Annotated in this window: 2 protein-coding genes; both read right to left on the bottom strand. The window is 63.8% G+C overall.

Going from position 1 to position 23,416, the window contains the following annotated elements; genetic code table 11:
- Positions 1-11: 11 nt before the first annotated feature.
- On the bottom strand, positions 12-10,625 hold the full coding sequence (locus QM797_RS07045) for a non-ribosomal peptide synthetase (protein ID WP_283274527.1): 10,614 nt from the start codon (positions 10,623-10,625) through the stop codon (positions 12-14).
- Positions 10,622-23,395, bottom strand: a complete 12,774-nt coding sequence (locus tag QM797_RS07040; protein WP_283274526.1) for a non-ribosomal peptide synthetase — start codon at positions 23,393-23,395, stop codon at positions 10,622-10,624. The genes QM797_RS07045 and QM797_RS07040 overlap by 4 nt, the downstream gene beginning before the upstream one ends.
- Positions 23,396-23,416 lie beyond the last annotated feature (21 nt).

Below are 23,416 nucleotides of genomic sequence, written 5' to 3'. Positions count from 1 at the left end.
ATGCGCAAGCGCTACGTCGCCCGCACATCCTCCCGATCGGCTAGCACACTGGCCACGATGCTCCCGACCTGCGCGGCCACCGCGGCGTCGCCAAGAAGCGCCTCGTGCTCTGCGTGCACCGGAAAGTGATTCACCGAGCCGGACACATGTGGCTCCCACACCTCGGGACCCGCCGACGGTGTACCACCTGGAGCCGCGGAAACGAGCGTCAGGTTGCCGGCGTGTAGTCCGTTCCGATGCTGTCGCATCATGCGCGTGTGCGCGAGCTGAAGCTCGATCAACCGCACCAGATTTGCATCCGATTCAGATGCGAGTGACGGATGGCGATTGCGCAGGAACGCGAGATATCGGGCCTGCGGCCATCGCCGCGCACCGATCTCGTCGTCGGCGAAATCGAAGCCCACCGCGCGGAATTGCCAGGCAATCAGAGTTGCGTCGTCCACGGCGTCCACCGTCCGACCGTGTGGCGTCGGGTGGGCGTCGAGGACTATGAGGTGCTCGACCGTCTCCCCTGCACGTCGCAGAATGTCCGCGACGGCATGAGCCACATGACCACCGAAGGACCAGCCGAGAAGCCGATACGGGCCGACGGGTTGTATTGCGCGCACCCGATCCAGATAGTCCGCCGCCATCTCGTCGACCGATTCCGGTATCTTCTCGCTCGAAGCAAGACCGCGCGCTTGAAGCGCGTAGAGAGGTTGGCCTGGATCGAGGGATCCCAATAGCGCTGCATAGCACCATCCCGCGCCCGATCCTGGATGGAAGCAGAACAACGGACGCTGTTCGCCCCGTTCGCGAAGGGGCAGAACAGGGTTTCGTCCAGCCGACTCGTCGGGTTTGCCGCACAGAATCTTTCGCGCCAGCCCAGCGACGGTCGGCGTCTCGAAAACCGAGGCGACACCGATCTCGGTGTCGAGCGCTGCATTGATCCGCCGCGCCAGCGTCGCCGCCAACATCGAGTGTCCACCCAAATCGAAGAAGCTGTCGTCGACACTCACCACCGAAATTCCGAGGACCTCAGCGAAGATCCCGCAGAGAATTGTTTCTTCGGCCCCGTCCGCCGATCTCGATTCGGTGCCGGCGTTCCCGAACTCGGGTAGCGGCAGTGCTGCACGATCCAACTTTCCGTTGCGGGTCAACGGTAGGTGGTCCACCACCACTACCGCCGGAACCGAGTAGGACGGTAACCGCCGCTCGCAATGTAGCCCGACCAGTTCGCGGAGTGCCGCACCCCGCCGATCCGAATTGTTCGCGGGTAGAACGTAGACGACTACTCCGAGCTCCGCCGGACGGATCTCACGTACCACCGCAACGGCCTGTCCAACGTGTGGCAGCTCCTCTGCGACGGCGGCGACCTCGCCCGGCTCCACGCGGAAGCCCCTGATCTTGACCTGATCGTCGACACGCCCCTCGAACTCGAGCACTCCATCTGTGCGCCACCGGCCGAGGTCACCCGACCGGTAAAGCCTGCTTCCAGGTGCGCCGAACGGATCTGCAACGAATCGCTGCGCGGTCAGGTCGGCACGACCGAGATATCCACGCGCCAAACCTGCTCCGGCGATGTAGATTTCGCCCTTCACTCCCGGCGGTTGCGGCTGCAGGTACGAGTCGAGAACATGTACTGAACTGTTGTCGACGGGCGCGCCGATAGCCGGCGGCCGGGTATCTCTCGACGTCGGTACGCCGGCCCGGAACTGCGATTGCTCGGCGAGCACCTCAACTTGTGTGCCGGTGACGACATGAGTCTCGGCTGGCCCGTAGTGGTTGTACAGCCGACGATCAGGAGCTCCGGCGAAGAACTCCTGAACTGGACGCCGCAGCGTCAACGCTTCGCCCGCCTGGAAGATTTTCTGTAGGGAACTCAGTTCGATTCCCTCGGTCGCTGCTGCTTCGAGCGCCGCATCGATCACGAGATTCGGAGCCAACAGCTCGTTCACCCGTTCCTCGGCCAACCACCGCGCCAAACGAACGGGATCGAGCCGCACGTCGTCTGGGCACACGACGAGGGTCGCTCCGGTCGTGAGCGCCGTCAGAAGTTCCTGAATCGAGACGTCGAACCCCACACCGGTGAACTGGGCGATTCGGCGTCCGGGCGCTGCTCCTACCGTGCGGTTGTGCCATCCGATCAGGTTGACCGCGCCGCGGGCAGGCATGACGATTCCCTTGGGTCGCCCCGTGGAACCGGACGTGTAGATCACGTAAGCCGCATTGTCCGGCGCATGACGCGGCCTTGACCGCAGCCCATCAGTGCGATGGGGTTCCCTCTTGTCCACTATCAGGCGCGGGACGTCGGGTGCTCGGTCAACGGTCCAATTGTGCGTTGAGCTCACGATCACGGTGGGGTTCACGTCGTCGAGGATGAGATCGATTCGCTGATCCGGTAGCGACAGATCGATGGGCACGTAGCACGCACCGGCCTTCAGCACCCCGATGAACGCAACAGCGAGATCGGCGGATCTCGGCAACGCGACTGCTACGCGATGCTCCGCACCTACACCCGCGTCGAAAAGTCGGTTCGCGAGTACCTCGGCACGACGGTCGAGTTCCGCATACGTCAAGCTCCGGTCGGAATGGTCGCCCCCAGTTTCGACAACTGCTTCTGCCTCGGGGGTGATCCTGACCTGCTCCGCGAATTGCTCTGCCAACGACGGCGCATCGTCGGCCTGCGCCGTCTCGTTCCATCGGAGAAGAGCGGATCGCTCAGCGTCCGTGATCAACTCGACCATGCCGACAGGAACGTCGGATCGTCGAACCAGCGCATTCATCAGCACCCGCAACCGGTCGACGAGCGCCGTCGCTGTGCTGTCGTCGAACCGGTCCGTCGAGTAGAGCAACTTGCCGGTTATTCCGGCCGGTCGACCATCTTCGGTTCTATGTCCGACCACAGCGAAGGACAGGTCCAACCGTGCGACACCGGTGTCAGCGCGCTGTTGGGCAATCTGCACTCCAGCGAATTCGGAACGGGGACGGTCTCGCCCCTGTTCGGCCCACACCAACTCCGTTTGAAACAGTGGATGCCTCGATAGTGATCGCTCCGGGTTCAGTTCGTTGACAACCCGCTCGAACGGCAAGTCGGCGTTCGCATATGCCTCCAAGTCCGAATCTCTCACCCGATCGAGTAGCTCCAGGAAAGTTGGCTCTCCGCTGAGGTCCGTGCGAAGCACAAGCGAATTGACGAAAAATCCGATGAGCTGCGACAGAGAAGAGTCCGCTCGGCCCGCCACGGGCGCTCCGATCGGGATATCCGTACCCGCCCCCAATCGATGCAGCAACGTGGCCAGTCCGGCATGCAACACCATGAAGGTCGAAACCTGCCGCTGGGCCGCGAGTGCGACGATCGCGGCGTGCAGGTCTGCGTCGAAGCTGAACGACACTGTTGCTCCGCGGCGAATCGCATTGTCCGCACGTGGGCGGTCGGCGGGAAGGGCGATTTCCGTCGGAAGCTCTGCCAACGCGTCGCGCCAGTAGTCCAGCTGGGCGACGGCACGCGCGCTGGGCAGACCGAGATCGCCCAGAAGCTCCCGTTGCCACAACGCGTAATCTGCGTACTGCACCGGAAGTTCGGGCAAGTCTGCCTCGTCACCGGAGCACCGCGCCTCGTACGCGCTCATCAGTTCCCTGGCAAGCACGCCGAGAGACCAACCGTCGCATGCAATGTGGTGCATCAGTACCAGGAGCGTCCGTTCGCTGCCTACTCCTCGTTGAGCAACACCGACCGACGTGTCGCCCCTCGGTGAGTCCGACTCGAACAGCCACACCCGGATCGGGATCTCCTGGGTGAGGTCGAAACCGTACCCGACGGCATCATGCAGAGCTGCATTCTGGTCAGTGGTAGGAACGACCTCGACCGCGGGGTGAACCCCGTTGGGCGGCAGGATTCGCTGAATCTCCCCGTCGTCGTCGGCGGAGAACACGGTCCGCAGACTCTCGTGGCGGACCACCAGATCGTTGAACGCCAACCCGAGCGCCTCGATGTCCAGCGGACCACGAAGTTTCAGCGCAGTCGCCACGTTGTACGTGGGCTGTGGACCCTCCAACTGGTAAAGGAAGAACAACCGCTGCTGCGCGAACGACAGCGGAATTCGCTCCGGACGCGGCTGCCGCACGACCGGCGGCGTAACCACATGACGACGAAGCCGACCTGTGATCAGCCTGTCGATGCCTTCCGGCGTCGGCGAACCGAACAGGTCTCGAATCTCGAGCTCGACTCCCAGAGTTGCGCGCACGCGGGCCATCAGTTGAGCAGCGAGCAGGGAATGTCCACCGACAGCGAAGAAGTCGTCGTTCAGACCGACACGCGGCACCTGGAGTACGTCTGCGAACAGATCGCAAACGATCTCCTGTAGCGGGGTCACCGAGCCGGAATCCTCGGACGATTCGGACACGACGGGTGCGGGCAGCGCCCGGCGGTCGACCTTTCCGCTGGCAGTCAGAGGCAAGCGATCCAACGTGACGAAGAACGATGGCACCATGTGCGTCGGAAGCGCCGCGGCAGCGTGGCGACGCACGGCGTCGACGTCGATCTCCTCGTTGCCGTTCGGAACCAGGTACCCCACTAACCGCTGATCGCCCGGGTGATCTTCCCGCACTGTCACGACTGCTCGTGCCAGTGCGGGGTGCGAGGTCAACACTGCCTCGATCTCGCCCGGCTCGATACGGAAACCGCGTAGCTTCACCTGGTCGTCGAGACGTGCGAGGTAATGCAGGACGCCGTGGCGTGTCCATCGCACGAGATCACCTGTGCGATACATTCTCTCGCCTCGACGACTGTCTTCGACGAACGGATCGGCTACGAATCGCTCTGCGGTCGACGCAGAACGGTTCCGGTAGCCCCTCGCAACTCCCCTGCCGCCGATGAACAATTCACCCGGTACACCGACCGGCACCGGCTGAAGGCGCCGATCTAGGACATAGAGGCGAGTGCCCGCGACCGGCCCCCCGATCGGGGGTGTCACGCTACCGTCCACGAAGGCATGGCTGGAGTAGATGCTCGACTCGGTCGGTCCATAACCGTTCGTGAGCGACTGCGCGTGTTCGGCGATCACGCGCGCAAGATCAGCACGCAGTGGCTCCCCGCCGAGTACGACCCTCAGTCCGTCGAACGTGTGCGGATCCTCGGCCACGACGGCCTGCGCCAGGCTCGGCGTGCCTTGCCACACGGTCGCATGCTCGCGACGCATCAACCTGACAAGCGCCGCTGGTGTCTTCACTTCGTGGTCCGCCGCGATGATCTGTGTGGCCCCGCACACCAGCGGCGCCAACGTCTCCAGCTGTGCGATGTCGAAGCCGATCGTCGTCACCGACACCCATCGATCGGCGGGACCGAGCGCCAGGCGTCGTATGAACGCCGAGACGACATTCTCGAGACTCGCGCGAGTGACGACCACGCCTTTCGGTGCTCCCGTTGATCCGGAGGTGAAGGTCACGTAACCGATGCCGTCGGGTTGCGCACGTACCGGTGCTGTCAACGGTCCGACGTCGGTCGGCCAGGTGCCGGTCAGGGGGGCATCGCCTGCGAGGGAATCGATTACGACGACCGTAGTTGCACCGAGATCCTCGGGCAGCTGTGCACGGATCTCTGCGGTGGTGATGATCACCGCGGCTTCGGCAATGTCGAGCACGGCGCGAGTTCGGCCCGGTGGCTGAGTCGGATCGATCGGCAACCACCCCGCGCCCGATGCCAGGATCGCTAGTGCAGCCGTCGTTACGTCCACCGTCCGAGGCAGAGCGACTGCGACCAACATGTCAGGACCGGCACCGAGCGCACGCATGCCCGCTGCCCATCGGAGCACCCGCTCCGCGAGCTCGGAGTACGTGATTCGCGCATGTAGGTCGATCACAGCAGTCGAGTCGGGCGATGCCTGCGCGTGACGCAGGAACCGATCAACGATACCGAACCCAGGCGACTCACACTCTGCCACAGCACAATTCGAACCGAAAGTGAGTTCACGACGATCGGCGGCGTCGAGAACGTCGAGGTCATCGATCAGGGAGTTGGGGTCTTCACACGCTGCGAGTAGGAGTCGGCGAAACCGCTGAGCGAGATCCGATGCCGTCGAGTGATCGAACAGGTCGGTAGCGTAGTCGAGCCTGCCATCGAGACCGACGGTGCGACCGTTCGCATCGGTTGCCGCACCGAATGCGAAGGCAAGATCGAACATCGCGGAACCGGTTCCGACGCTCATCGGTTCGATCAGCAGGTCGTTCTCCACAACCACTCCCGCGTTGACGTCCGAAACGTCGAGCGACAACGAGTTGAGGGTGAGCGATGTCTGGAACAAGGGGTGTCGCCCGATCGACCGACCCGGATTCAGCTCCTCCACGAGGCGTTCGAACGGCACGTCGGCGCAACCATATGCGTCGAGGTCTGTCTTACGAATCTGTGCAAGTAGATCCGAGAAGCGCATATCCACGTCCACTGTGCTGCGCAACACCAGCGTGTTGACGAAAAACCCGATGAGATCCTCCAACACCGGATCGTTGCGACCGGCGGTCGGCGTGCCGAGCGGGATGTCGGATCCTGCGCCGGACCGATACAGCGTTGCGACCAACGCACCCTGCAGCACCATGAACAAACTTGCCTGATGCGCGCCCGCAACTCGGCTCACCATGGCGACTTCGTCGGCTGACAAATCGAGAGACACCGATTGTCCTCGATAACTGGGCGTGGCGCGCCTGGGGCGGTCCGTAGGAAGCGAAAGCTCATCGGGCAGATCCGATAGCGCGGTGCGCCAGTATGCCAACTGGAGCGCGCCGAGAGCGCTCGACTCGTGGTCTGAACCCAGCAACTGGTTCTGCCACAGTGTGTAGTCGGCGTATTGCACCGCCAGCGGCGGACGCTGTGTGAAACGACCATCCCGAAGCGCGGTGTAGTCGCTCATGAGCTCACGAACCAGCAGCGGCATCGACCACCCACCATCGCCTGCGATGTGATGCATCACGAACAGCAGGACGTGGTCATCCTGTCCGACCCTGACCAGATGGGTCCGAAGTGGCAGGTCGGCTGCGAGATCGAACGGCTCCGCGACCGCCCCAGCGATCAGATCGTGTAGATCAGCCTCCGCCACAGTATGTTCCCGGAAGTCCGGGACTGCCTGCGACGGTGGCAGAATCACCTGTCGCGGACCATCGGCATCAGCGTCGAACACTGTCCGGAGGGTTTCATGGCGCGTGGTTACCTCGTGCAGTGCCGCCGCCACGATCTCCGCGTCGAGAGGTCCACGAACCCGCAACGCTGCGGGCACGTGGTAGGCAACGCTGCCGTCCTCGAAGCGTCCGAGGAACCAGAGCCGTTGCTGCGCTGCGGACAGAGGAATGCGGTCCGGCCGCGCCTGCTGCGTCAAGGGGAGCCGTTCAGCCCCGGAATGCAAAACTTCCACCAGTCCGCCCACGGTCGGATGGTCGAACAACTGGCCGATCGGGAGTTCCACCCCCAACACCGACCGGATCCGAGAAACCAGACGCATAGCGGCGAGAGAGTGCCCACCGTTGACGAAGAAGTCGTCGTCCAAGCCGATCTGCCGACCCAGAAGCTCCTCGAACAATCCGCAGAGGATCACCTGCTGCGGCGTGCGCGGGATGCGAGCGACGCCCGAGTCCGCAACCGCGACGGTGGTCTCGAACGCCACTACCTCGGGGCCGGGTAGCGCAGCCCTGTCGATCTTGCCGTTCGGCGTTACCGGCAGATCGTCGATCACTGCGAACGACGCCGGGATCATATGTTCGGGCAGATCGGTGCCCAGTGCAGCGACCAGAACTGCCAGGTCCGGTCGACCTTCATCCGACGGCACCAGATATGCGACGAGCTGATGGTTTCCTGCACCGTCGACGCGCGCGGTCACCGCAACTCGCGCAATCCCGGGTTGCCTCGCGACAGTCGCCTCGATTTCACCCAACTCGATCCGAAATCCGCGCACCTTGACCTGAGAATCCGCGCGCCCCAAGTACGCCAGCCGTGGGCGCCCGTTCGCGGTCGGTCGCAACCACCGGACGAGGTCTCCTGTGCGATACATCCGACTTCCAACCCGGAACGGGTGCGCCACGAACCGTTCCGCAGTGAGACCGCGCCGCGCGCGGTACCCGCGGGCGAGGCCGTCACCCGCGATATACAGCTCGCCTGCGACTCCTACCGGCACCGGCGCGAGATCGGCCCCGAGGACGAAGAGCTCGGTGTTCGTCAGTGGCGCGCCGATGGTAGGCAGTTCGTCAGCGTGAACCTCGGCGCTGGCGGACCACACGGTCGTTTCGGTAGGACCGTACAGATTGGTGACGGACGCGGCGGCCGCCACCATGCGTTCGGCGAGCAACGGCGATAGAGCCTCGCCACCAACGAGTGCGACGACACCATCGACAGCGTTCGCGTCGTGCTCGACAACCGCGCCCCACAAAGTCGGCGTCGCCTGCATGTGGGTCGCCCCTGCATTTCGGAGCGCGGCGGCCAACGCCGCCGGATCGCGAGTGGTGCTGCGATCGGCAAGTACCACCGTGCCACCGGCAGACAATGGTGCGAAGATCTCCAGACTCGCGATGTCGAATCCAAGGGTTGTGACGGCGAGCATTCTGTGCGACGGGCTCAGCTCGAAATCGCGAACCACCGCGGCGAGGAAGTTGTCCAGGCCGCCACGGGTCACCTCGACGCCCTTCGGTCGTCCGGTCGAACCCGAGGTGTAGATCATGTACGCCAGGCGCTCCGGCGTAGTACGCCCGTCGAGCACGGTCCGCGACGAAAGCAATGAGGCCGGCTGCTCGTATTCGCCCTGCGGGAGCTCGTGTTCGATCAACACCGTCCGAATGTGTTCGGAGACCGTCCCCGGAAGTTGGTCGAGGCTGCCAGCGGTCGTCACGAGAAGCCGTGGGCTCGCGTCGTTCAGCATGTATTCGAGCCGGTCGGCCGGGTACGACGTGTCGAGCGGAAGGAAGGCTGCGCCCGCTTTGAGCACCGCGAGCAGCGTGGTCACCAGGTCGGGAATACGAGGTAGCGCGATGGCCACGATTGCATCCGGCCCTGCGTCGCCGAGCAACTCATGGAATCGCTCAGCGAGGACGTCCGCCCGGGTGTTCAGCTCCCCGTACGAGAGCTCGCCGCCACTCGGATGCGCCGCCACGGCAGGGGCATCCCGGGCGGTCGCTGCGTGTTGCTCGAACTGCGTCAGCCATTCGACTTCTCTCGGTCGAGCTGTGTCGTTCCATTCGCGCAGAATCGTCCGCGCCTCGCGTTCCGGGAGAGCACTGACGGTGGTGACCGGCCGGTCGGGTGATTCGGTCAATGTGGCGAACAGCCGGACGAGCCTAGCCGCACAGCCGTCGATCGTCTCTCGATCGAACAGATCGGTTGCGAATCCGAGCGACCCCGCGATGCCCGTCGGCTCGCCGCCGCCGCCGAACTGCTCGGTGAGGTTGATCGACAGATCGAAACGAGCGAAATCGGAGTGCAAGGACATTAGGTCGACGTCGAGGCCGGTCAAGCCGCTCGCCTCGGCGCGCGCCGTTCCACCGCCGAAGTTGTTCCAGGTCAGCAGAGTCTGGAACAACGGATTGCGGGCGCGCGATCGCGCGGGATTCAACGATTCCACGAGGCGCTCGAACGAAACGTCTTGGTGGTCGTGCGCGTCCAGGGTGAGTTCGGCTGTTCGCGCGAGCAGTTCGAGGAACGTCGGGCGACCCGACAGATCGTTTCGGAGGACCAATGTGTTGGTGAAATAGCCGACCGATTCATCCAGCGCCGAATCGGTGCGCCCCGCGATCGGCGTTCCCACGGGGATGTCGGTACCTGCTCCGTGCGCGGAAAGCCAAACTGCCACGACGGCTTCGGCCAACATGAACACGGTGACTCGCTGCCGACGGGCCAGGTCGACGATCTGCCGATGCACGTGCGCCGGGATCATGACCGGAACCGATCCACCTCGATAGCTGGCGACCGTTCCGCGGGCCCGGTCGTACGGCAGTGACAGCTCATCCGGCGCACCGGCGAGTTGGTGGCTCCAGTATGCGAGCTGCACCCCTGCGATGCTCTGCGGGTCCGTCTCAGATCCCAGCAACTCGTCCTTCCACAACGTGAAATCCGTGTACTGGACAGGCAGCTCGGACCACGACGGCGCAACGTTATCGACACGAGCAGCGTAGGCGCGCAACAAATCTCGCACCAATAATGGCGTCGACCAGCCATCGGTCGCGAAATGGTGAACCATCAATAGCAGTATTGATTCGTCGTGCGACCCCTCGGCGGTGATCAACCGAACTTGAAGCGGTGGCGCGGCCGCAAGGTCGAACGGATGACGCAACTCTTTCGAAATCGCCCCCTCGACATCGCCTTTCGGAACCAACAGCTCCAAGAGGACCGGCTGGGCTTCGGTTACAGGTAACACGCGCTGACCTGCCGGGTGTTCTTCGGTTGCAGGCTCGACGACAGTCCGCAAGGTCTCGTGCCGTTCCACGACGTCCGCCAGGGCGGCAGTCAATGCGCCCTTGTCGACTGCGCCGGACAAGCGCAGCGCAACCGGGACCGTGTACAGGGCGTTCGGCCCCTCCAGCAGCTGGAGAAACCACAGACGCTGCTGCTGGGACGACAGCGCGACAAGCGCCGACCTGTCATCGGCTGGCTCCAGAACAAACTCTTCATCGGTCATCTCGGTGCCCTTCTCCGAAGCTTCGGACGTGTGCGCACGGGCGGCGATGTCGCGCCCGCACCGTCGATGGATGTCGCCGCGTCGACCTCTGCAGCGAGACCTGCGGGTGTCGGTTGCTGAAAGACCGCACGCACCGACAGCTCGACGCCGGTCTCGGCCGTAATACGACTGATCAATCGGGTCGCTAGCAGCGAGTGACCGCCGAGCGCGAAGAAGTCTTGCTCCGCGCCGACTGCTCGGTGCCCCAACAGTTCGGCGTACGCGCCGCACAGCATCCGCTCGGTGCGCGTGCGGGGCTCCACCCGAACCTCGGCGGCGGGCTCCGGCACCGGTAGGCTACGCCGGTCCACTTTGCCGTTGACGGTGAGTGCAAGCTTGTCGACCGCGACCAGTGTTGACGGGATCATGTACGCGGGCAGCGACTTCGCCGCGTGTCCAAGGATCGATTGCAGGTCGATCTCCTGTCCGGGACGGACAGGTACCACGTACCCGACGAGGCGCTCGTTGCCCGGATTATCCTCTCGGACAACCGCTGCGGCGGTCCCGACACTCGGATGCGCGGCGAGGACCGATTCGACTTCCCCCAGCTCGATCCGAAAACCACGCAATTTGACTTGATCGTCCGCACGGCCCAGGTACTGCAGGCGTCCTCCCGCGCTCCAGCGGACGACATCGCCCGTTCGGTAGAGCCGGTCACCCGTGCCGAAGGGATCGGCGACGAATCGCTCCACTGTGAGCTCGGGCTGCTTGCTGTAGCCCCGTGCCAAGCCGGATCCGCCGATGTAGAGCTCACCCGACACCCCGACCGAAACCGGTCGGAGTCGAGCGTCGAGTACGTACACGGTGGTGTTGGACATCGGGCGTCCAATTTTCGGTGGTTCTGGACGAGATATCCGATCGAACGTCGACCAGACCGTGGTCTCGGTCGGGCCGTAGAGATTGATCAGCGTCGACACTCGTTTCAACAGTTGCGCAGCCAGTTCACCGGTCCAGGGCTCGCCACCCACGAGAGCTCGAAGTCCGACGACCGACTCCGGTGAGGAAACCAGCAGGGATTGCCACAGGCTCGGGGACGCCTGCAGAACGCTGATTTGCTCGTCTCGGATCAGCTCCGCAAGCGCAGGGGCGTCGCGAACGGTGTCGCGGTCGGTCAGCACGACGGTCGCGCCCACCGTGAGTGGTAAATAGAGCTCCGGCACCGACATGTCGAACGCGGCGGTCGTGACGGCGAGCCAGCGGTCGCCGGCACCGAGCTCGATCTTGCTTCGCATCGCACCGAGGAGGTTGTCCAAGCCTCCTCTCGTCACCACGACGTTCTTGGGCTGGCCGGACGAGCCGGACGTCGCGATGACATACGCGGTGGCTGTGGACGGTACGAGTTCGTACGTGTCCTGCTCGGCGCGATCGCCGCGGACGTCGGCCACCATCTGCGTGGGGATCGCTCGGGCGTCGTCGGGCAGTCGAACGGCTCCTTCCTCATCCGTCACGAGCAGACGCGGTTCTGTTGCACCGAGAATGAGCGACAACCGTTCCGCCGGATACTCCGTGTCCAGCGGAACGTATCCGGCCCCCACGCGCAACACCCCGAGTAACGTCGCGACAAGGTCGAACGTCCGAGGCAATGCCACTGCCACCACATCGTCGCACCCGACGCCTGCCGCGCGTATGCCGCGCGCGATAGTGGCTACCCGCTCCGCCAGATCGGCATAGGTCAACCCCTGTCCCGCGCACCGAAGTGCAACCGCCGTAGGGTCTTTCGCCACGGAAGCATCGAAAGCCTGCAAAAGGCCGATCGGTGCCGATTCCGTTGCGGTGTCGTTCCATTCCTGCAGGAGCACACCGCGTTCGTGCGGGTCCAGGTAGTCCACGTCGGCGATCGGCGCATCCGGCTCGACGACGAGGGCCGTCAGTAGTCTGACGAATCCTTTCGCCAGACTCTCTGCGGTCCGGTAGTCGAACAGGTCGGTCGCAAACTCGAGCACACCCCGTAGTCCGTTCGCGGGCTCGCCCGGTGCGGTCCGATCCGAAATGTTCAGTGCAAGGTCTACTTTGGCCGACGTTGCGGCAACAGGGAGTTGGTCGATGGTGACACCGTCGGCCGAGTTCGCATCGCCGATCCCGGTGTCGGTGTTGTTCCACATCAGCAACACCTGGAACAGCGGGTGGCGCGCCATCGAGCGTTCAGGATTCATCTCCTCCACCAACCGCTCGAACGGAATGTCGGAGTTCGCGAAAGCGGCGAGATCTGCATCCCGGACCCGGGCCAAGACCTCGGCGAAGGTCGGATCGCCGGAGGTGTCCGTGCGAAGGACCAGCGTGTTGACGAAAATGCCGACCAACTCTTCTACCGCAGCGTCGGGGCGGCCAGCGATCGGCGAACCGATGGGTACGTCCGTTCCGGCCCCGGAACGCGTGAGCAACACCGCAAGTGCTGCTTGCACGACCATGAAGACACTGACATCGCGCTGCAGCGCCAGTGTGCGCAGGGCAGCATGCGTTTGCGGCGGTATCACCACGTCGACCTGTGCACCGTGCTGACTGGCGACCGCTGGCCTGTGCCGGTCCACAGGAAGAGCGATTTCTGTGGGCAAACCACGCAGAGCGTCCTTCCAGTAACCCAATTGACGGCCGCTGACGCTGTCGCTGTTGTCCGGCTCGCCCAGCACCCGCTCCTGCCACAATGCGAAATCGGCGTACTGCACCGGGAGATCGTCCCAGTCCGGCATCGCCCCTTCGGTGCGCGACCTGTAGGCGGTCGTGAGATCACGGGTGAGCAGCGGGATCGACCACCCGTCGCCGGCGATGTGGTGCAAGACCAACACCAGAACGTGGTCTTCGTCACCCATCTCGATCAGTGTCGGTCGCAACGGCAGCTCGGTATCCAGCTCCAGAGGGTAGGCGGCTTCCTCGGCAAGCGCGGCATCGAGTTGCTCCGGCCGCGCTCGGCGCCGGCGCAGTGGCGGTACTTCGGCGATCGGTAACACGACCTGATGGGCACCGTCACCGTCGGCGGGAAACACCGTTCGGAGACTCTCGTGACGAGACGACACGTCCACTACGGCCTGACCCAGTGCGTCGACGTCGAGTGCCCCGGTTATCCGCAGCGCAGTTGTGAGGTTGTACGCGGCATTCGCCCCTTCGAACCGATACAGGAACCACAGCCGCCGCTGTGCAGCGGACAGGGGAAGCCGGTGCGGGCGTGCCAGAGTTCCGATCTCGGGTCGGTCGAGCACTCGCGAAATGCCATCAGCATCGATGTGACGAGCCAAGCCTTGTGGGGTCGGAGTTTCGAAGACGTTCCGAACGCCGATGTCAGCACCGAACCCGGCACGGATTCGTCCGACCAACCGTGTAGCCATGAGAGAGTGGCCGCCCAGGTCGAAGAAGTTCTCGTCACGACCGATCTGCCTGTCGATTCGCAGCACATCGCCGAACATTGCCGCCATCCGTTGTTCGACCTCCGTTTCCGGCAACCGCACGTTTTCGACGCGGTACTCGGGACGCGGAAGTGCCGAGCGGTCGAGTTTTCCGGTCCGCGTCAGAGGGATTTCGGGAACATCGATCACTGCTGCGGGCACCATGTAGTCGGGCAGCACCGCACGCAGTGCGTCGCGCGCGCGGAGCCCCGGATCGGCCTCGCTCACACAGTCGTCCGAAGTGTCGCCAACTACGTATCCCACGAGCCGTCGGTCACCCGGATCGTCCTCGCGCACCACCACCGCGGCTGTCACGATTCCCGGGACATCGGCAAGAGCAGTGCGCACTTCCTCGAGCTCGATTCGGAAGCCCCTCAGCTTGATCTGGCCGTCCGACCGCCCGAGGAAGTACAGTGACCCATCGGGCTCACGTCGTACGAGATCTCCTGTGCGATACATACGTTCACCGTCGCCGAACGGGTCTGCGATGAATCGCTCGGCTGTCATCCCCCAACGCCCCAGGTAACCTCGCCCGACTGCTACCCCGGTGACGTAGAGTTCGCCCGGAACTCTGTCGGGGACCGGCTGGAGTGCGCCGTCGAGCACCATGCAACCCGTGTTGGCGATAGGCCTACCGATCGGCGGCGTCGACGGCCACTCGTCCGCTGACGGGAGTTCGAATGCCGTGACCACATGAGTCTCCGCAGGTCCGTAGTGATTATGCAGACGGCGACGCGGATCTGCTGCGAAGAATTCACGAACGGGCGCGTCGAGGGTCAGTGCCTCGCCTGCCTGCATTACCCGACGGAGACGTGAAAGCTCCACTCCGGCAGCGGCTCGTGCCGCGAAGAGACTGTCGATCACGAGGTTCGGCGCATACAGGTCGGTAACCCGTTCGGCCTCCAGCCAGCGGGCAAATTCGGTCGGGTCGTGTCGAACCTCGTCCGGGCACACAGCCAGCTGCGCGCCGCCCGTCACTGCGGCCAGTATCTCCTGAATTGACACGTCGAACCCGACCGCAGTGAACTGGGCCACCACAGTATCGCGCTCCACCGGGGTGGTCGCTTTGTGCCACCCGAGCAGATTCGCAAGCGATCCGTGGGTCATCACGATGGCCTTCGGGCGACCGGTGGATCCCGATGTGGAAATGATGTATGCCGCGTCGTCCGATGCGACCCGGACGCGCACGACCGCCGAGTCCGACGTTGCAATCTGCCGAACCGTGGCCTGCTCCGTTCCTCCCACCGACATCTGGGACGCATCGCCGACAACCACGATGCTCGGCGCGGCGTCGGCCAGAACCTGCTCTACCCGTGCCTCCGGGAGGCCAGGATCGACCGGTAGGTAGGTGGATCCGGACTTCAGTGTGCCGAGCAACGAGACCACCAAGTCGATCGACCTCGGCAGTGCGACTGCCACGATGCACTCGCGGCCGATTCTGCGCATCGACAGTCCTGCCGCGAACTCGTCCGATCGTTTGTCGAGTTCGGCGTAGGTCAGCCGCTGATCCCCTGCCGTCGCGGCGACTGCAAGCGGTGTCGCTTCGACCTGGTCTGCGAATCGCCGAACTACCGAGACGAACGGCGCTTCGGATGCTGACCGGCTCTGCTCCTGAGCCGCGAGGAGTTCGTTCTCCGACAGGACGGGCACGGTGTGGACCAGGCAGTCCGGATTGGCGACCACGGCACCGAGTACGTCGAGCAATCGTCGGGTTAGCGCAACGACGGTCTCGGAGTCGAAGAGGTCGGTAGAGAACTCGCAGTGGCCGGTGATGCCCGCGGGCGTACCGCCGACCCCCCTGCGGTCGTCGAACGAGAACAGTAGATCGAACGTCGCGATACCCGATTCGAATGGCTGCGTGGTGATGTCGAGCTCATCGCGCGGTGTGCCCTCCTCATCGTGGCGCTCGACGGGTGCTCGGTGCCAGGTGATCATCGTCTGGAACAGCGGGTGCCTTGCGATCTCGCGTGGTGGGTTCACTTCGGTCACCAAACGCTCGAACGGCACGTCAGCATGCGCGAACGCTTCCAGGTCGACCGTGCGGACGCGATCGAGCAGCTCGGCGAAGGTGACATCGCCGGCAAGATCGACCCGAAGGACCAGGGTATTCACGAAAAATCCGACCAGATCGGTCAGGGCGTCGTCAGTTCTGCCTGCGATCGGCGTTCCGAGCGGAATATCGTCGCCTGCACCGACTCGGGACAGAACGACAGCGACAGCCGCCTGCATCACCATGAATGCACTCACATGATGCGTTGTGGCCAGTTTCTCGACGGCGGCGTGCAATCTCGGGTCGAGTACGAACTCGTGCGTCCCACCACTGTGCGTCGGCTCCTTCGGCCGCTGCCTGTCCGTAGGCAGCTTCAGCTCCGCAGGTAGGTCGGCCAGCACTGTCCGCCAATACGACAGTTGCTGGCTGAGAACGCTGCTGCTATCGGTCTCGGCACCGAGGAGGTCTCTTTGCCACAGGGTGTAGTCCGCGTATTGAACCGGCAGAGCCGACCACGTCGGCGCTCGACCCACGGCGCGAGCGAGATACGCACGGGTCAAGTCGCGGATCAGAATAGGCATCGACCACCCCCCGTCGGCGGCGATGTGATGAACCACCACAACCAGCACGTGATCGTCCCTGCCTACGCGGACGAGATCTACTCGCATCGGCAGAGACTGCACGGGGTCGATGGGCTCCCGCACTATCCGAGCCAGGACCGTGTCGACTTCTCGATCGACTGTGTCGAGTACCCGCAGCGCGGTCTGACCGGGCCGAGGCGCATGGATCAGTTGGACCGGCTCCGAGTTCTCCCCGTCGATCGGCTCTCCGACGGTGGTGCGCAACGTCTCGTGGCGATACACAACATCGTCGATTGCCCTCTGCAACGCGGCTTCGTCCAGCGGGCCGCGCAGGCGCAGTGCGGCGGGCACGTTGTAGGTCGGGTCGCCACCTTCGAACTGGCTCAGGAACCACAGTCGCTGTTGCGCAGGCGAAAGCGGGATCCGCTCGGGCCGTACCGCCGCAACGACAGGCGGGCGACCGGACTCGGCGCTCTCGAGCGCCGAAGCCAACCCCGCAACGGTCGGGTTCTCGAACAGCGTTGCGATGGGCATCTCCACGCCCAACAGCGGTCGGATACGCCCGGCCAAACGCATAGCGGCGAGTGAGTGTCCACCGAGGGCGAAGAAGTCGTCGTCGATTCCGACGTTCGCCCGACCGAGCACCTGCGCGAACAGGCCACACAGCAAGTCTTCCCGCGGTGTCCGTGGACTACGCGCCGACCGTCCATCGTCGGAGTCGGTCACCGGTTCCGGCAACGAGGCCTTGTCCACCTTGCCATTCGGCGTCAACGGAAACCTGTCGAGGTCGACGACCACTGCGGGAACCATGTAATCGGGTAGGTAGCGGGATGCGTACGTTCTCAGCGCATCCGGCTCGATCGCTCGCCCGAGGGTCGATACCGCGTACGTGACGAGTTGCGACGCTTGATCTCGTAGCACCGTCACCGCCCGCGACACGTCAGGGTGAGTTTCGAAGACGCCGTCGATCTCACCGAGTTCGATGCGGAATCCGCGCAACTTCACCTGGTCGTCCGCGCGCCCGAGGCAGTACAGGCGTCCGTCCTCACCCCACCGGGCGAGGTCACCGGTGCGGTACATTCTCGAACCCTGAGTTACCGCCCCCTCCGCAGAGAACGGGTTGGCCACAAATCGTTCGGACGTGACGGCGGCTTTGCCCCAATAGCCCTGTGCCAAACCATGTCCGGCTAGGTAGATCTCGCCGACTACACCAGATGGCACGGGCTGAAGGTTGACGTCGAGAACGTACACGGCGGTGTTGTCGACAGGAGTCCCGATATTCGGTACACCGATCTGCTCGACCACGGCCGTAGTCGACCAGACCGTGGTCTCGGTCGGTCCGTAGACGTTGAAGGTGTTCCGTGTCCGCGCCGCGAGCTCGATCGCGAGTTCGGCAGGGAGCGCCTCGCCGCCGACCAGCGACGTCAAATCCCGGAGCGACTGCGGATGTTGGTCGACGAGCGACCGCCACAGGCTGGGTGTGGCCTGCATGATGGTGATTCCCTCGTCGGTGATCCGCGAAGCGAGTCGCGCTGGGTCGCGCGTGTCTTCTGCGTCCGCCAGCACGACCGTGGCACCCGTTATCAGGGGCAGATAGATCTCCAAGCCTGCGATGTCGAATCCGACCGTCGTCACTGCGAGCCACCGATCCGCGGCACTCAGACCGACAACTCGCGCCATCCCGGCGAGCAGATTTGCCAATGCGCCACGGGTGACGACGACTCCCTTGGGGCGACCCGTAGAACCGGAGGTATAGATGACATAGGCGGGAGCATCGGCCGGAACCGGGACATCGACCCGTTCGCCCGAATCGGGAAACATGGTCTCGTCGAGCAATAGCTGCTCGGACTCGACGTAGTCGATTTGCGGCGCGACGTCCGAGGTCGTCACAACAATGCTAGGTTTCGCATCCTGCAACATCCACGATATTCGCTCGGCCGGATACCTGAGGTCGAGCGGCAGATATGCGGCACCGGTCTTCAGCACGGCGAGCAGCGTCGCGATCAGATCGGTGGTCCGCGGTAGCGCCACCGCAACGCGATGTCCTGGCCCCACACCGAGAGTGCGCAGTGCCGTGGCAATTTCGTCCGCTCGCGTGTTCAAGGACGCATAGCTGAGTTCGCAATCGCCGCTCACAGCGAGCGACGCGGGCGCTGAGTGCACGACACAGTCGAAGCATGCGATCAGATCGAGCGACGTGGGCTGCTCCGTCGCGTTCACCTCGTACAGCAGTCGCTGCCGCTCCACATCGTCCAGCACGCAAACGGTTGCGAGCGAGCGATACGGGTCGACGAGTAACTCACGGAGTAGCTTCTCGAACCGACCGACGAGCCGACGTGCACCCTCGTCGGTGTAGAGGTCCGTGGCGTACTCGAGGACCCCGGTGAGACCGGACGGCTCGCCGTCCTTCGAGTACGACTCGACGAGATTGAAAGCAAGATCGACCCGCGCCGTGGACGCAGAGATCCGCAGGCTTTCCACCTGAATGCCCGGCAGCTTCGTTGTCGCTTCGGCTGCCGACCTATCGTTGTTGTTGAACGCCAACATGACTTGAAACAGCGGGTGGCGGGCGCGAGAGCGCTCCGGTCTGATTTCCTCGACGAGGCGCTCGAAAGGAATATCGGAATTCGCGTACGCTGCAACGTCGGTTTCTCGAACACTGCGCAACAACCCCGCGAAGTCCGTGGCCGCGGATAGGTCGGTACGCAATACCAAGGTGTTGACGAAGAAGCCGATCATCTCGTGGGTGGCGGCGTCCGATCGACCGGCAATGGGCGAGCCGATAGGAATGTCGTCACCCGCGCCGAGTCTGGAGAGCAAGACAGCAAGGGCTCCCTGCAACACCATGAACGGGGTGACGCCTACCTCTCGCGCGACCTGGATCAGACGTGCATGCGTCGACGTGTCGAGGTCGATGCGCGCGTGTCGGCCACGATACGAGGCCACGGCCGGACGGCGATGATCCGTCGGCAGGTCCAATTCGGCCGGAAGGTCGGCGAGCTGCTGCTTCCAATACCCGAGCTGGCGTGATTGCAGGCTGTCCTCATCGTCACGACCGAGCTGCTCTCTTTGCCACAGAGCGTAGTCGGCGTACTGCACCGCCAAGGGTTCCCAGTCCGGCACCTGGCCGTCGACTCGAGCGACGTACGCGTTCGACAGGTCGCGGGTCAGCAAAGGCGTCGACCAGCCGTCGCCAGCAATGTGATGCAGGATCACGAGAAGCACGTAGTCATTCGGGGCCGTTCGAAACAGGCTGAGCTGCATAGGGATTTGGCTCGCGAAGTCGATCGTCGCCCCCGCACCGCTCGTGAGCACCTGCTCCAGGTCATCGTCTTGGCACTCGTGCAGCTCGATCGATGGAGTGCTACGCGGATCGGGTTCTGCGGAAGACGATCCAGGAAGAACGATCTGGCGCGCGCCGTCGTCGTCCTCTGCCATCACGGTGCGCAGAACCTCATGACGGTCGAGAACATCAGCGAACGCTGCCTCTAGCGCAGCGACATCGAGGGGACCCCTCAGCCGCAGTGCGGCCGTCAAATTGTAGGTCGCACTCGGACCATGCATGCGATGCAGGAACCACAGACGATTCTGTTCGGCGGACAGCGGAATCCGACTCGGCCTGTTCCCTGCGCGCAGCGCGGGGCTCGCCGACGCGACGTTACCGAGCACACGAGCCAGTTCGTTGGGAGTCGACGCCTCGAACAACTGCTTGACGTTCATTGCGATCCGTAGCATCGACCGCACTTTGCTCACGAGGCGAATCGCGAGCAGGGAATGGCCGCCGAGTTCGAAGAAGTTATCGTTCCCACCTACTGTGGGCAGCTTGAGAACCTCGGCGAAGATCACCCGCAGCAGTTCGGCGCGAGGATCGGACAGCGACGCACTCTTGCCGAGGACCGGAGCCGGAGCAGGAAGCTCGGAGGTGTCGACTTTGCCGTTACGTGTCAGGGGTATTCGTTCCAGCGGCACGAGGAACGACGGCACCATGTGACCGGGAATCATCGAGCGCAGATGCGTCTCCAAGGTGACTGGATCTGCCGTACCGACGTAGTAACCGACCAGGTTCGGCTCCCCCGGCTGATCTTCGCGGACGAGGACAACGGCCTGCTCTACCCCGTCCGCGGCGATGAGCACCGCACGAATCTCACCGGGTTCGATGCGAAATCCACGCAGCTTGACCTGATCGTCTGCACGACCGACGTACACCAGTGAGCCATCGGCACGACGACGGACCAGATCGCCTGTGCGGTAAATCCGTTGACCCCCGTCGAACGGTGACGCAAGGAACCGCTCCGCCGTCTGAGCACTGCGATGCAGGTATCCCCGCGCCAAAACTGTTCCCGCCACGTACAGTTCGCCGACAGCGTTCACCGGCAGCGGCCGCAGTGCGGCGTCGAGGACGAATGCTCGGGCTCCTGCGAATGGCCGACCGATCGGGACTGGCCCGTCGGCAACGTCCGTACCGGGCTCGATGACGTGCTCGATGCAGTTCACCGTCGCCTCGGTCGGCCCGTACGCGTTGATCACCCGGACGTTCGGATGATCGGCTCGCCACTGCCGTATCGCTTCGCCGTACAGGGGCTCGCCCCCAAGAATCAGTGTGCCCGTAGGCGAAGTGTCCCAGTCGAGTTCATGAATCACCCGAAGGTGTGACGGCGTTCCCTTCAACAAAGACGGGCGTGGGATTGCGGCCTCGGCCGCGTTCTGGAGATCGGCTATCCATACCGTTCCACCGCTCACCAGCGGAAGGTACAGACATGTCACGGTGAGGTCGAACGAAGGCGAGGAATGCGCCAAGCTGGACCGTGCGGCATCCGGGTACGCCCCGATTCCCCGGCTGAGGTAGGAACCGAGCGAACCATGGTCCACGACGACACCCTTCGGTCGTCCAGTGGAACCGGAGGTATAGATGATGTACGCCGCCTGACTCGATCGGGGTGTGGGCAGCACATCACCGCTCGGCTCCGCGTACTCGACTTCGGTCACGTCGATCTGCGGCGGATCGATGTCGGGCAGATCGACATCGTGCCCGGTCAGAACGAGCACTGGACGTGCATCCTCGATCAGGTGCCGAATGCGCTCCGCAGGATATTCGGGGTCGACAGGTAGGTAAGACGCACCGGACTTCACCACCGCCAGCAGTGCCACCAGAAGCTCAATCGAGAGCGGCAGCAGCACTGCGACAACGTCTTCCGGGTTCGCCCCGCGCTCTTTCAGTTGTTGCGCCAAAGCCGCCGACCTGCGATCTAGCTCGGCGTAGGTGATTTTTTGGTCCGGTTCGCCCTGACTACCGGGGGCGACGACTGCCACGTGCTGTGGATTCGCGGCAACCTGCGCGGCGAACAGCAACGAAAATGTAGGGCCCGCCGCAGATTCGACAGTCGAAGCGACGGAACCGCCTGCACTCGCGTGGTGTCGAACTTCCTCATGCTCCGTCTCGGTCAGCAGACTCATCCTGCCGACGACAGCGTCGGGACGATCGACCACCGCACTCAGCAAGGCACCGAAGCGCGTCGCGATCGACTCGACGGCATCCGCATCGAACAGATCCGGTTGGTGAAAGATCTTGAAGCGCAACACATCGTCGGGCATACCCACCAGGCTCAATGGGAAGTGGTTGGCCGAATGGCTACGCGTACCGACCACCTCCAGTTCGTCTCTGGACTCAGCACTGACAGCTTCGCTGCGCCTGTCGAACGGAAAGTTCTCGAAGACCACGGACGTGTCGAACAGTTGCCCGAGCCCGCTGCGCTGCTGTATCTCGCTGAGCGGTACGAATCCTATGTCCAGGAGCTGCGCTTGTTCAGCTCGGACTCGCGCAACGAGTTCTCCTACCGATTCGTTCGGATCCAATCGCACCCGCGCCGGCAGGGTATTGATGAACAGGCCGACCATCGATTCCACACCCGGCAGGTGCGCCGGTCGCCCGCTGGACGTCACTCCGAACACGACGTCGTCACGTCCGGTGAGACCCGCCAGTACGAACGCCCACGCCACCTGAACGACGGTGTTGGTAGTGACGCCGAACCGTCGAGCGCCCTCGGTGACCGCCGTTGTTTCTGAGGCAGAGAGCGCGAAGTCGTAGCGCTCCGGATCGGTCGGCGTCCGATCCTGGATTCGCTCTGCCACAAGTGTCGACATCTCGAGGCCACCGAGCGAGGCATCCCATGCTGCCAGCGCGGCCTCTCGATCTTGCTTGTGCAACCACACCAGATAGTCGCGGTAGGGAGTGAGCGGCGGGAGAGCGGATTGGGGCTTGCCCCGGTACAGCGCCTCGAACTCCGACAGCAGGATGGGGAGTGACCAGCCGTCGATAAGGGTGTGGTGGATCGTCAGCACGAGCCAATGCCGCTTCTCCCCCAGTACAACCAGTGTGAACCGCAGCAGTGGAGGCTTTCCGACGTCGAACCGTCGCTTCCGATCCTTCTCCGCGACCGCTGCGGCCGCTGGAAGTTGTTTCTCGGCGGGAAGATCCGTGAGATCGACCTCGTACCACGGCACTGGTATCCGGCTTGCGATGATCTGCGCCCACTCACCGGAACGCCGTTGTCGAAACGCAGCACGCAGACTGGCGTGCCGTTCGAGAATCCCCGCGACTGCGCTCTGTGCAGCGGAATTGTCGAGTGGGCCTTCCAGCTCGAAGATCGACTGGACGGCGTACACATCGGCAGAATCGCCGTCGTACATGTTGTGAAACAGCAGCCCTTCCTGAAGCGGGCTGAGCGGCAGGATGTCGTCGATCACGTTGTTGGTAGTGCCGCGCGTCGGGGTCGACGTAGTCACGTGGTCCTCGCATTCTCGGAG

This window comes from Rhodococcus sp. IEGM 1381 (assembly GCF_030056795.1).
Lineage (GTDB): Bacteria > Actinomycetota > Actinomycetes > Mycobacteriales > Mycobacteriaceae > Rhodococcoides.
Note: the sequence above shows the minus strand (reverse complement) of the source record. Positions and strands in the feature narration are given on the sequence as shown.